General features: G+C 63.0%; 12 protein-coding genes. 4 read left to right on the forward strand and 8 right to left on the reverse strand.

Annotated elements, in window-relative coordinates:
- The 7 genes from C100_RS0124565 to C100_RS33980 form a co-directional block, all read right to left on the reverse strand.
- A partial coding sequence (locus C100_RS0124565; protein WP_031309252.1) for a biotin/lipoyl-containing protein occupies positions 1-272 on the reverse strand: 272 nt, incomplete at its 3' end.
- Positions 273-280: 8 nt separating this feature from the next.
- A complete protein-coding gene (locus C100_RS33955) occupies positions 281-3,076 on the reverse strand; it encodes a 2-oxoglutarate dehydrogenase E1 component (protein WP_031309253.1) in 2,796 nt (931 codons plus the stop codon).
- 91 nt (positions 3,077-3,167) lie between these two features.
- Complete coding sequence (gene sucD, locus C100_RS33960; protein WP_024019503.1) at positions 3,168-4,052, reverse strand: succinate--CoA ligase subunit alpha; 885 nt, start codon at positions 4,050-4,052, stop codon at positions 3,168-3,170.
- A 105-nt stretch (positions 4,053-4,157) separates the two neighbouring features.
- Positions 4,158-5,120, reverse strand: coding sequence for a malate dehydrogenase (gene mdh, locus C100_RS33965; RefSeq protein WP_031309255.1), 963 nt, complete (start codon positions 5,118-5,120; stop codon positions 4,158-4,160).
- A gap of 353 nt (positions 5,121-5,473) precedes the next feature.
- A complete protein-coding gene (gene zapE / locus C100_RS33970) occupies positions 5,474-6,586 on the reverse strand; it encodes a cell division protein ZapE (RefSeq protein ID WP_024019505.1) in 1,113 nt (370 codons plus the stop codon).
- Positions 6,583-7,044, reverse strand: a complete 462-nt coding sequence (locus C100_RS33975; RefSeq protein ID WP_031309257.1) for a PaaI family thioesterase — start codon at positions 7,042-7,044, stop codon at positions 6,583-6,585. The genes zapE and C100_RS33975 overlap by 4 nt, the downstream gene beginning before the upstream one ends.
- 2 nt (positions 7,045-7,046) lie before the next feature.
- Positions 7,047-7,835, reverse strand: a complete 789-nt coding sequence (locus tag C100_RS33980; protein WP_024019507.1) for a succinate dehydrogenase iron-sulfur subunit — start codon at positions 7,833-7,835, stop codon at positions 7,047-7,049.
- Between the two features lie 198 nt (positions 7,836-8,033).
- Between C100_RS33980 and C100_RS33985 the strand changes: the two genes are divergently transcribed.
- From C100_RS33985 to pncB, 4 genes are read left to right on the forward strand one after another with little or no spacing between them, the layout of a single operon-like run.
- On the forward strand, positions 8,034-9,110 hold the full coding sequence (locus C100_RS33985; protein ID WP_024019508.1) for a glycosyl transferase: 1,077 nt from the start codon (positions 8,034-8,036) through the stop codon (positions 9,108-9,110).
- Positions 9,107-10,213, forward strand: a complete 1,107-nt coding sequence (locus C100_RS33990; protein WP_024019509.1) for a CDP-alcohol phosphatidyltransferase family protein — start codon at positions 9,107-9,109, stop codon at positions 10,211-10,213. The genes C100_RS33985 and C100_RS33990 overlap by 4 nt, the downstream gene beginning before the upstream one ends.
- On the forward strand, positions 10,210-10,647 hold the full coding sequence (locus C100_RS33995) for an HIT domain-containing protein (RefSeq protein WP_024019510.1): 438 nt from the start codon (positions 10,210-10,212) through the stop codon (positions 10,645-10,647). Before C100_RS33990 ends, C100_RS33995 begins: the two co-directional genes overlap by 4 nt.
- Positions 10,648-10,671: 24 nt before the next feature.
- Positions 10,672-11,973 (forward strand): nicotinate phosphoribosyltransferase, encoded by a 1,302-nt coding sequence (gene pncB / locus C100_RS34000; RefSeq protein WP_024019511.1) that lies wholly within the window; start codon positions 10,672-10,674, stop codon positions 11,971-11,973.
- Between the two features lie 101 nt (positions 11,974-12,074).
- On the opposite strand, the gene C100_RS34005 is transcribed toward pncB, so the two are convergent.
- Positions 12,075-12,287, reverse strand: coding sequence for a hypothetical protein (locus tag C100_RS34005; protein WP_024019512.1), 213 nt, complete (start codon positions 12,285-12,287; stop codon positions 12,075-12,077).
- Between the last annotated feature and the right edge of the window lie 14 nt (positions 12,288-12,301).

Below are 12,301 nucleotides of genomic sequence, written 5' to 3' on the forward strand. Positions count from 1 at the left end.
GCGGCGGCGGGCGTCGGGGAAGCGGCGGCGGCAGCGCCTTCGTTCAGATAGGCGAGCAGCGCGCCGACCTCGACCGTGTCGCCTTCCTTGGCGATGATGTCGCCCAGCGTGCCGGCGACCGGCGCGGGCACATCGACCGCGACCTTGTCGGTTTCCAGGCTGACGATGGGTTCGTCCAGGGCGACAGCCTCACCGGGCTTTTTGAGCCACTGGCCGACGGTTGCTTCGGTAACGGATTCGCCCAGCGTGGGGACTTTGACTTCAGTGGCCATGAGCTGTCTCAGCCTTTCTTCTGGCGGCGGATTTCGGTGCGGACATTATGCCCGAGCGCGTCGGCGACGAGAGCGCCCTGTTCGGCGACATGGCGCTTGGCCAGGCCCGTGGCGGGCGAGGCCGCCGCCTTGCGGCCGGCATAGCGGGCGCGCATCGGCGCACGACCGGCCTTGGCCAACGCTTCCTCGATATAGGGTTCGACGAAGGACCAGGCGCCGTTGTTGCGCGGTTCTTCCTGGCACCACACGATGTCTTCCAGATCGGTCATGCGGCCGATGCGCTTGGCCAGGGCTTCGGTCGCGAACGGATAAATTTGTTCGATGCGAAGGATCTGGACATCGGTGTCGCCGGCGGCGTCGCGCGCCTCCATCAGGTCGTAGAAAACCTTGCCGGAACAGAGCACCAGGCGCCTGGTTTCCGCGTCGGGCGCCGCATTGGGGTCCGACAGGATGCGCTTGAAATGCGTTTCGCCCAGGAAATCCTCAGCCTTGCTGACCGCCATCTTGTGACGCAGCAATGATTTGGGCGTCATGATGATGAGCGGCTTGCGGAAGGGCCGCAGCATCTGGCGACGCAGGACATGGAAATAATTGGCCGGGGTCGTGATGTTCGCGACCTGGATATTCCCTTCGGCGCAGAGCTGGAGATAACGTTCCAGACGCGCCGAACTATGTTCCGGCCCCTGCCCTTCATAGCCATGCGGCAGCAGGCAGACGAGCCCGTTGGAGCGCAGCCACTTGGTTTCCGACGACGCGATATACTGATCGAAGATGATCTGCGCGCCATTGGCGAAGTCGCCGAACTGCGCTTCCCAAAGCACGAGGCTCTTGGGATCGGCGAGCGCGAAGCCATATTCGAAGCCCAGCACGCCATATTCGGACAGCGGCGAATCCAGCACTTCGAACCGGCCATGCGGCACCGTGGCGAGCGGGATATATTTGTTTTCCGTATCCTGATCGACCCAGACCGCATGACGCTGGCTGAAAGTGCCGCGCCCCGAATCCTGGCCAGACAGGCGCACGCCATAGCCTTCCGACAGCAATGAGCCGAAGGCCAGCGCCTCGCCGGTCGCCCAGTCGAAATTCTCACCCGACTTGAACATCTCAGCCTTGGCGTCGAGGACGCGCTTCAGCGTCTTGTGGACATTCTGGCCTTCGGGCACAGTGGTCAGCGTACGGCCCAGGCTGTCGAACAGCTTCTGGGAGATGCCGCTTTCGACCGTCTGCCGCGCGGTTTCCGCGTCGGCGGGCTTGTGCAGGCCCGACCAGCGGCCGGCGAACCAGTCGGCGGTGTTCGCCTTATAGCTCTTCGCCGCCTCGAACTCTTCTTCCAGATGATTGACGAAGTCGCCGGTCGCCTGGGTGACGAAATCATCGTCGACCAGCCCTTCGGCCTTCAAGCGGGCCGAATAAATGTCGCTGACCGGCGGATGCTGGCGGATTTTCGCATACATTTGCGGCTGGGTGAAAGACGGCTCGTCGCCTTCATTATGACCGAAGCGACGATAGCACCACATGTCGATCACGATGTCGCGATGGAAGGTCTGGCGATATTCCATCGCCAGCTTGCACGCGAAGGTGACCGCTTCGGGGTCATCGCCATTGACGTGCAGGATCGGCGCCTGAACGCCCTTTGCCACGTCGCTGGGATAGGGCGAACCGCGCGAGAATTGCGGGCTGGTGGTGAAGCCGATCTGATTGTTGACAACGAAATGGACACAGCCGCCGGTATTGTAACCGGTCACGCCCGAGAAGCCGAAACATTCCCACACGATGCCCTGGCCAGCAAAGGCCGCGTCGCCGTGGATCAGCACGGGCAGAACCTGCTCATGCCTGGCGAGGTCGTCGCGGAAGGTCTGCTGCGCGCGCACCTTGCCGAGCACGATCGGGTCGACAGTTTCCAGATGCGACGGGTTGGGAACCAGGCTCATATGAACCTTGACGCCGTCAAACTCACGGTCGGTCGAAGTGCCCAGATGATATTTGACGTCGCCCGATCCGCCGACATCTTCCGGGTTGGCGGTGCCGCCCGAAAATTCGTGGAAGATGACGCGGAAACCCTTGGCCATGACATTGGCGAGCACGTTCAGGCGGCCGCGATGGGCCATGCCGAACACGATTTCGCGCACACCGGTCGCGCCGCCATATTTGATGACCGCTTCCAGCGCCGGGATCATGGATTCGCCGCCGTCGAGGCCAAAGCGCTTGGTGCCGACATATTTGCGGCCCAGGAACTTCTCATATTGCTCGGCCTGGATGACCTTGGACAATATCGCCTTCTTGCCCTCGGGCGTGAAGTGGATTTCCTTGTCCTTGCCTTCCATCCGCTCCTGGAGGAAGCGGCGCTCCTCGACATCGGAGATGTGCATATACTCCAGGCCGACACTGCCGCAGTAATTCTGCCGCAGGATCGCCACGAGCTCGCTGACGGTCGCATATTGCAGCCCCAGCGCGCCGCCGAGATAGATTTTCTTGTTGAGGTCGGTCAGGCCATGATATTCCGGCGTCAGATCCGCCGGCTGGTCACGCTTGGCCAGGCCCAGCGGATCGAGATTCGCGGCCAGATGACCGCGCACGCGATAGGTGCGGATCAGCATCAGGGCGCGGATGCTGTCTTCGGCGGCGGCGGCGATGTCGGCGTCCGACACGGCCTTGCCCTGCGCCTTGGCGGCTGCCTTAACGGCCACCTGCATCTGCGTGGGGTCCAGCGCGCCGGTCAGATCATCCGTATCCGTCAGCGGCCAGTTGTCACGCGCCCAACTGGGGCCGCGCTCAATCTCGAATTCCTGGTTCTCGTAACCCATGGTCTGTCCCATCCCAGCCGCGTGCAGTCGCGGATACGGGAAAATGGCGGCCGGGGTGCAGCCCGGCCGCGCTATATATGTAGGAGTTTATTCAGCCCTTCAACACTTCAACGAGCGTCGAGCCGAGTTCGGACGGGCTGGCGGCGACCTTGATGCCGGCCGCTTCCATCGCCGCGATCTTGCTTTCCGCGTCGCCCTTGCCGCCCGACACGATCGCGCCGGCATGGCCCATGCGACGGCCCGGAGGCGCAGTGCGACCCGCAATGAAGCCGGCCATCGGCTTCTTGCGGCCCTTCTTGGCCTCGTCGATCAGGAACTGGGCGGCCTGTTCTTCCGCGTCGCCGCCGATTTCGCCGATCATGATGATCGATTCGGTGGCGTCGTCGGCCAGGAACAGCTCCAGCACGTCGATGAAGTTGGTGCCGTTGACCGGATCGCCGCCGATGCCGACCGCAGTGGTCTGCCCCAGGCCCGCGTTGGTGGTCTGGAACACGGCTTCATAGGTCAGCGTGCCCGAACGCGACACGACGCCGACCGAACCCTGCGAGAAGATCGACCCCGGCATGATGCCGATCTTGCATTCATTGGGGGTCAGGACGCCGGGGCAGTTCGGGCCGATCAGGCGCGACTTGCTGCCCGACAAGGCGCGCTTCACGCGCACCATGTCCAGGACGGGGATGCCTTCGGTGATGCAGACGATCAGCGGGATTTCCGCGTCGATCGCTTCCAGGATCGAGTCGGCCGCGAATGGCGGCGGCACGTAGATGACCGAAGCGTCCGCACCGGTCTTCGACTTGGCTTCCGCGACCGTGTCATACATGGGCAGGCCGATATGGGTCGTGCCGCCCTTGCCGGGGGTCACGCCGGCAACCATCTGGGTGCCGTAGGCCAGCGCCTGCTCAGTGTGGAAGGTGCCGGTGGCACCGGTCATACCCTGGGTGATGACCTTGGTGTTCTTGTTCACCAGAATGGACATGCGTGTCCCTTTATCTTCTGTGGACGTGGCACTTTGGGTCTAACGGCAGCCCGCCCCAGGCTGCGCACTTACCTGGGACGGACCGGTGCAGGCTTGGAGTAGGGTTCAGGCGAGGCTGGGGTCGATGCCCTTGCAGGCTTCCAGCAGTTCCTTGACCGCATCGACCGACACGGTGAGGTTGGCCTTGGCTTCTTCGTTCAGTTCGATTTCGACGATCTGCTCGACACCATCCTTGCCGATGATGACCGGCACGCCGACATAGAGATTGTCGACGCCATATTGGCCGGTCAGGTTCGCGGCGCAGGGCAGCAGACGCTTCTTGTCGCCCAGATAGGCTTCGGCCATGGCGATCGCGCTGGTGGCGGGCGCATAGAAGGCCGAGCCGGTCTTCAGCAGCGCAACGATCTCGCCGCCGCCCGAACGGGTGCGCTTGACGATTGCGTCGATGCGCTCCTGGGTCGAACGGCCCTGCTTGATGAGGTCGGGAACGGGGATGCCCGCGACGGTCGAATATTCGATGACCGGCACCATGGTGTCGCCATGGCCGCCGAGCACGAAGCTGGTGACGTCCTTGGCCGACACGTTGAATTCCTCGGCGAGGAAATGGTTGAAGCGCGAGCTGTCGAGCACGCCCGCCATGCCCACGACCTTGTTGTGCGGCAGGCCGGAAAATTCGCGCAGCGCCCACACCATCGCGTCGAGCGGGTTGGTGATGCAGATGACGAAAGCGTCGGGGGCGTTGGCGGCGATGCCTTCGCCCACGGCCTTCATGACCTTGAGGTTGATGCCGAGCAGATCGTCACGGCTCATGCCCGGCTTGCGGGCGACGCCGGCGGTGACGATGATGACGTCGGCGCCGGCGATGTCGGCATAATCGTTGGAACCCGTGATCTTGGCATCGAAGCCTTCGACCGAAGCGCATTGCGAGAGATCGAGGGCCTTGCCCTGCGGCACACCTTCGACAACATCGAAGAGGACGATATCGCCGAGCCCCTTGAGCGCTGCCAGATGCGCGAGCGTGCCGCCGATATTGCCTGCGCCGATGAGCGCGATCTTCTTACGGGCCATATGCTTGTCATCCTCCAAGTCATGACTACTGGAATTGTTGGCTCGCCTACGCCCTTCGCGCGGGGGTTTCAACCTTGGAAATCCGCCAAAGTCAAATTATCTTTGCAATTAGTTCGCAATTGCATTAATAGCGATTCACCTCCTGTCGCTCCGAACTCCTACCCTGGTTCGCGAGCCTTCCCTACAGAGGTATCCTGCCGGATGCCGTCATAGCCGACGGCATCCGGCCTGTTTCCTTCAGAAAAATTGCGTCCCGATGAATGGTTCCGTGTGAATGTGACGGCCAGAGCCCCGCCCCCGCCGTAGCGCGCGCGACGAGAGGGTGACGAAAAGCCTGAAACGGGCAGAAAAATCTATTTCGGGCCGTGGCCCAGCGCGAGATAATCGTCCGACTGCATTTCCATGAGTCGCGACACTGTGCGCTCAAACTCGAACGCGCCATCGCCCTGCGGATAGAGTCGCGCCGGTTCGGCATCGGCCGCGGCCAGCAGCTTCACCTTATATTCGTAGAGCGAGTCGATCAGCGTCACGAAGCGGGCCGCCTCGTTGCGCTTTTCCGGCCCCAGGACGGGGATGCCGACGATGATGGCAGTATGATATTTACGCGCGATCGCCAGATAGTCCGACGCGCCCCGCGCCTCGGCGCACAGGCGCTTGAAGGAAAAGACTGCAACACCCTTCAGGCTCTTGGGCACATGCATGGTGCGACCACCCTGCACGACGATGTCCTCGGCCGGCACTTTGGCCCGGTCCTCGACCGGATAGTCGGTCAGGCGGAAAAAGGCTTCCGACAGCGCCCTGGTAGCTTCCGGCCCATTGGGGACGTGCCATAATTTCGCGTCGCCCAGACGGTCGCGCCGATAGTCGGTCGGCCCATTGAGCGTCATCACGTCCAGCTTCGCCTTGATAAGGTCGATGAAGGGCAGGAAAAGCTGGCGATTGAGGCCGTCCTTGTAGAGGTCGTCCGGCACCCGATTGGAGGTGGTGACGATCGTCACCCGCTTTTCGAGCAAGCCAGTGAACAGCCGCGACATGATCGCCGCGTCGGCCATATTGTTGACGACCATCTCGTCAAAGCAGAGCAGCCGGGCCTCTTCGGCCAGCGATTCGACGACAGGCGGAATCGGGTCGCCGGTTTCCGACTTGCGGGCTTGCGCCAGGCGGGCATGGACGTCGAGCATGAATTCATGGAAATGCGCGCGCTTCTTGCGCTGGACATGAACCGTGTCGAAAAACAGGTCCATCAGCATCGATTTGCCGCGCCCCACCCCGCCCCACATATAGAGACCGCGCGGCGGTTCGGGCGCCTTGCGCAGCAGTTTCCACAAGGTCGATCCGCGCGCCGGCGTCGCCTCCAGTTCCTGCTGGAGATGGTCGAGTCGCTCGGCCGCGGCGCGCTGGTCGGGATCGGGGCGCAATTCACCGGCTTTCACCAGCTGGTCATAGCAGGTGAGGACGGTCGTCACTTGCGCGGCGGCGCCTTGCGCAGCGTCGCGGTCGATGCGGCAACCGACTGGCCATCCTGGGTTATCAGCATCCGCAGGAAGAAGAGGCGCCCGGTTTCGCGCAGCGCCTCGACCTCGGCGATCAGGTCCGGGCCGACCTTGCCCGCGCCCAGATATTGCATCGACAGGTCGATGGTCACGCCATTGATCTGATCCTTATGCCCCATCGCCCACAGCGCGCCGAAATAGGCATGATCGGCAAAGGCGGCGAGGAAACCGCCATGCAGCGTATCGAGTCGGTTGCGGTGACTGGTGCGCGTCTCCAACCCGACCAGCGCCTTGCCGGGCGCGTCGCTGCGCATATAGCCCCGGCCGATGGCCTGGAGAAAAGTGTCGGGATGGGGGTCGGACCATGCAGCCCAGCCCGCCCATTTCCCATCGGTCAGCGGCTTCCCGCCGGCAACACCGTCGCTATTCAACGTCAAAGCTGCCGTTCGACCATCATCTTCTTGGTTTCGGCGATCGCCTTGGCCGGGCTCAGCCCCTTGGGGCAGACATTGGCGCAGTTCATGATGGTGTGGCAGCGATAGAGGCGGAAGGGATCTTCCAGTTCATCCAGGCGCTCGCCGGTATATTCGTCGCGGCTGTCGGCCAGCCAGCGATAGGCCTGAAGCAGGATGGCGGGGCCAAGAAACTTGTCCGAATTCCACCAATAGCTGGGGCAGCTGGTCGAGCAGCAGGCGCACAGAATGCACTCGTAGAGGCCATCCAGCTTCTCGCGATCGGCCGGCGACTGGAGCCGCTCCTTGCCCGAAGGCGGCGGCGACACGGTCTTTAGCCAGGGCTGGATCGAATTATACTGGGCGTAGAAGTGAGTGAAGTCCGGCACCAGATCCTTGATGACGTCCATGTGCGGCAGCGGGGTGATCTGCACCTGCTTGCCCGCACATTCGTCGATGGCGGTGGTGCAGGCCAGGCCGTTCTTGCCATTCATGTTCATCGAGCAGGAACCGCAAATGCCTTCGCGGCAGGACCGGCGGAAGGTCAGCGTCGGATCATATTCATTCTTGATCTTCAGCAGCGCGTCCAGAACCATTGGCCCGCATGTATCGAGGTCGATCTCGAACGTGTCGTAGCGCGGGTTCTGGCCGGAGTCGGGGTCGTAGCGATAGACCTTGAAGCTGCGGACATTGGTGGCGCCCTCGGGCGCCTTGTGGGTCACGCCCTTGCCGCTGATCTTGCTGTTCTTGGGCAACGCAAATTCGGCCATCGCTCGTCGAGCCTCTTCGAGAATGTCTGTTAGTCGGGGTCCGCATAACAAAAATTCCGCAAAGGTCCAGCGCTGTGGCCGATGTTTCTGTCCCCACGACCTTGTTGCAAATGGCTTGCAGGCCTGCACATCGTCATGCGGCAGCCGCTTGCTTCCTTCGCCATGCGCGCTAGGGCGGGCGGAGCGCGGGGAGTTTCAGTGCCGGTCGATATCGCCTTTCTTGCCATTGCCGAAGCGCAGCAGCTCTATCATTGGCTGCCGGCCGCGCTGGAACTGGCGCGTCGCCCCGATGTGCGGGTCAGCATGCTGTCGCCGTCCGACCAGCTATTGGCCCTGGCCGGCAGCTATGACCCCGAAGGCCGCCTGACGCGCCTGCGCCTGCGCCGCCCCCCATCCGGCCCCGACTCGCTGTTCCGACAGCCGTCGCGGCTTGCCACGCTGTTGCTGAACCACCGCACCATCGCGCGCTTTCCGACCGTCGTGACGACCGAGATCAGCAGCGCCTGGCTGCGCCACATGCCCGGTTTTTCATCACGCATGATTCATATAAAGCATGGCGCGGGCGATCGCGAAGGCGGCTACAAGAAACGGCATCGCGACTTTGACCTGACCCTGGTCGGCGGCGAGAAGGACCAGCGGCGGCTGATCGCGCGCGGCCTTGGCACAGTCGAGGACATTCGCATCGGCGGCTATGCCAAATTCGAACTGCGCGCGCCGCGACAACGTTTTTTCGCCGACGACAAGCCCGTGCTGCTCTACAATCCGCATTTCGACCCGGACCTGTCATCCTGGATCAAGCATGGGCCTGAAATTCTCGCGACATTGGAGGCGCTGACGGATTGGAACGTCATCATCGCGCCTCATACCAAGCTGGCCCGGCGCGTCCCGCCGATCGTCAGCAGCGCGCCGCACATCCGCATCGACATGGGCAGCCGCCACTCGATCGACATGAGCTACACAAATAGCGCGGATCTTTACATCGGTGACGTGTCCAGCCAAGTTTACGAGTTCCTGCTCACTCCCCGCCCCTGCGTCTTTCTCAATCTCGAAAGGCGGCACTGGCAGGGGATCGAGAATTTCAACCATTGGCGGCTTGGGCAAGTGATCGAGCGGGCAGATGGCTTGCCGCAAGCGCTGGCCCGCGCGAACGACTTGCAAGCCGGGTTCCTTGCCGCGCAGGAAGCGGCGATGCACCAATCCATCGACCTGTCCCCCATCCCCGCCTCCCGGCGGCAGGCCGACCTCATCCTCCATTTCGCGAAGGGCGCCGCATGAGCCAGCTTTTGTCCACCACCCTCGGCCCGGTTCGCCTGCTGGGCGAGAATGCGACGCCGATCTGGGGCATGTCCAACGCCGAACGGGACCGCCGCATGGCGGAGAGCGCGGCGAAGAGTGGCAGCACATTGGCGACGGGGCACGAGCTGCTGTTCAACCTTGCCTATGCGTTCGACCCGCTGCTGTTGCGGCTGGCGCTCGAAACGCCGGGCACAATATTCGTCTGGGGCGCGAAGCCGATCGTGGGGCAGGTGCCGCAGGGCGCGGATCCGCTGACCGCCGCCCATGTCATCGACCTGTCGGACGGCCGCAAGCTCTACAACCGCCAGTTGCGCAAGCTGGAGCAGCCGATGGTGCGCGAACTCACCCCGGAGACCCGGCGCGAGATCGAACGCCGCAGCTATTTCGGCGCCTATAAGGGCGTCACCGACCTGCTCACCAAATATCTCTGGCCCGAGCTGGCGCTGATCCTGACCCGTAGCGCCGCGCAGTTGAAGATGACGCCGAACATGGTGTCGGTGATCGGCGTCACGCTCTGCCTGGTCGCGACTTTCCTGTTCGCCAAGGGGATGTACTGGAGCGGATTCCTGAGCGGCTTCATCTTCATGGTGCTGGACACGGTGGACGGAAAGCTGGCGCGCTGCACCATCACCTCGTCCAAATGGGGCAATGTGATCGACCATGGCGTCGATCTGGTCCATCCGCCCTTCTGGTGGTATTTCTGGGGCACGGGCCTGGTCTATTGGGGACTGGGTCTGTCGGCCGGCACCTTCACCTTCATCATGACGGCGGTCATTGCAGGCTATGTGCTGCAACGGCTGATCGAGGGGATGTTCCTCAAGGATTTCAAGATGGACATCCATGTCTGGCGCCCGTTCGACAGCCAGTTCCGCCTCATCACCGCGCGGCGCAATCCCAACATGGTGATCCTGTTCGTGTCGTTGCTCTTTGGTCGGCCCGACATCGGGCTGATCGCGCTGGCATGGTGGACGATCCTGTCGCTGGTCGTTCATGCGGTGCGGCTGGCGCAAGCCTATGGCGTCAAGCGCAGCGGGCGGCCGATCACCAGCTGGATGGACGAGGCGGGAGCGGCGGCGGCATGAACGCGACGATCGAGAAATTCGGATGGCCCGCGACGTTGATCGCGGAGTTCGACCATTGGCTGGTCCTGCTGCGCCCCGCCCAGCCGACGCTGGGATCGCTGGTGCTGGCGGCGAAGAGCGATGCGACCGCGTTCGGCGACCTGCCGGGCGAGGCCCATGCCGAACTCAAGACCGTAACCGCCGCGGTCGAGGCCGCGCTGGCGGCGGCGGTCGATTTTCGGAAGATCAACTATCTGATGCTGATGATGGTCGATCCCCACGTCCATTTCCACGTCATCCCCCGCTATGACGGCAGCCGCAGCGCCGTCGGCCTGACGATTACGGACGCGGGCTGGCCGGGGCAGCCGGACCTGGGCGCGGCAGTCAAACCCGACAGCGAAATGGACAGCTTGCGCGACTGGCTGAAATCTCATTTCGATACAGAAATAATATAGCTTTACCCTGCCGGAAAGGCCGCCATGCTGACCGACATCGCCACCCGCGTTCATAATCATGGCTGGCGGCTCGACCCGATCGTGCGCAGCCTGCTCGACACGGATTTCTACAAGCTGCTGATGTTGCAGATGATCCGCAACCTGCATCCCGATGTCACAGCGACCTTCGCCCTTATCAACCGCACCGCGTCGGTTCGCCTGGCCGACATCATCGACGAGGCGGAGTTGCGCGCGCAGCTCGACCATGCGCGCACGCTGCGCTTCACGCCCAAGGAACTGATCTGGCTGGCCGGCAACAGCTTCTATGGCAAGACCCAGATGTTCGCGCCCGACTTCATCGCCTGGCTCGCCCAATTCCGCCTGCCCGACTATGAATTGCGCAAGGTGGAAGGGCAATATGAACTGCGGTTCGAAGGGCCATGGACGCATACGACGATGTGGGAGATCCCCGCGCTCGCCATCGTGAACGAACTGCGCGTGCGCGCCGCGCTCAAGGATCGGGGGCGGTTTGCGCTGGATATTCTCTATGCGCGCGCCAAGGCGAAACTGTGGACGAAGGTCGAGCGCCTGCGCATGTTGCCCGACCTGGCGCTGTCCGATTTCGGCACCCGCCGCCGCCATGGCTTCCTGTGGCAACGCTGGTGCGTGGAGGCGTTGAAAGAGGGGCTTGGCGACCGCTTCATCGGCACGTCCAACATATTGCTGGCGATGGACGCGGATCTGGAGGCGATCGGCACCAATGCCCATGAACTGCCGATGGTGCTGGCGGCGCTGAGCGACGACGACAAGAGCCTGGCGCAGGCGCCCTATGCCGTGCTGGAGGAATGGCGCAGTCACTATGGCGGCAATCTGCTGATCGCCCTGCCCGACGCCTTCGGCACGGCCGCCTTCCTGCGAGAGGCGCCGGATTGGGTAGCCGACTGGACCGGCTTTCGCCCCGACAGCCTGCCGCCGATCCCCGCAGGCGAGCAGATCATCGCCTGGTGGCAGGCAAAGGGCCGCGATCCCCGGACCAAGCGGCTGATCTTTTCCGACGGCATGGATGTCGATGGCATAGAGACCGTCTATCGCCATTTCCACGGGCGCGTGCGCATGAGCTTTGGCTGGGGCACCAACCTGACCAATGATTTTCGCGATTGCGCGCCCTTCGACACCGATGCGCTCGATCCGATATCCCTGGTGTGCAAGGTGGTGGAGGCCAATGGGCGGCCGGCGGTCAAACTGTCCGACAATCCGGCCAAGGCGACCGGCGACCCGGCGGAAATCGCGCGCTATCTGCGCATATTTGGCGCGCAAGGGCGGACGCAAAGCACGGTGACGGTGTGATGGCCGCGGGTTGATCCGGCACAAGAGGAAAATGGTGCGCCCTAGAGGATGAAGATGGGAACGGACCGATCGTCAGTTGCCTGAAGGGCCACTATCCTGCTTCAGCGTGCAGGCGTCGCATTGGCGGCATAGGGTCGCTCCAGGATCGAACGGCTGGCGATCTGGTAGAGCGCCTCATAGGCTATCGCGGCCGCCATTATGCCGATGGCATAGGGGAGGTCCGACCGGTCGAACAAGATGGCCCGAAGCAGCAGGCCGAAGGCTACCGCCATTGATGACAGCCGCATGAGTGTGGAACGCAAATTGGCGCGCATGTCAGTCCTTCCTT

The organism is Sphingobium sp. C100 (assembly GCF_000508185.1).
Lineage (GTDB): Bacteria > Pseudomonadota > Alphaproteobacteria > Sphingomonadales > Sphingomonadaceae > Sphingobium.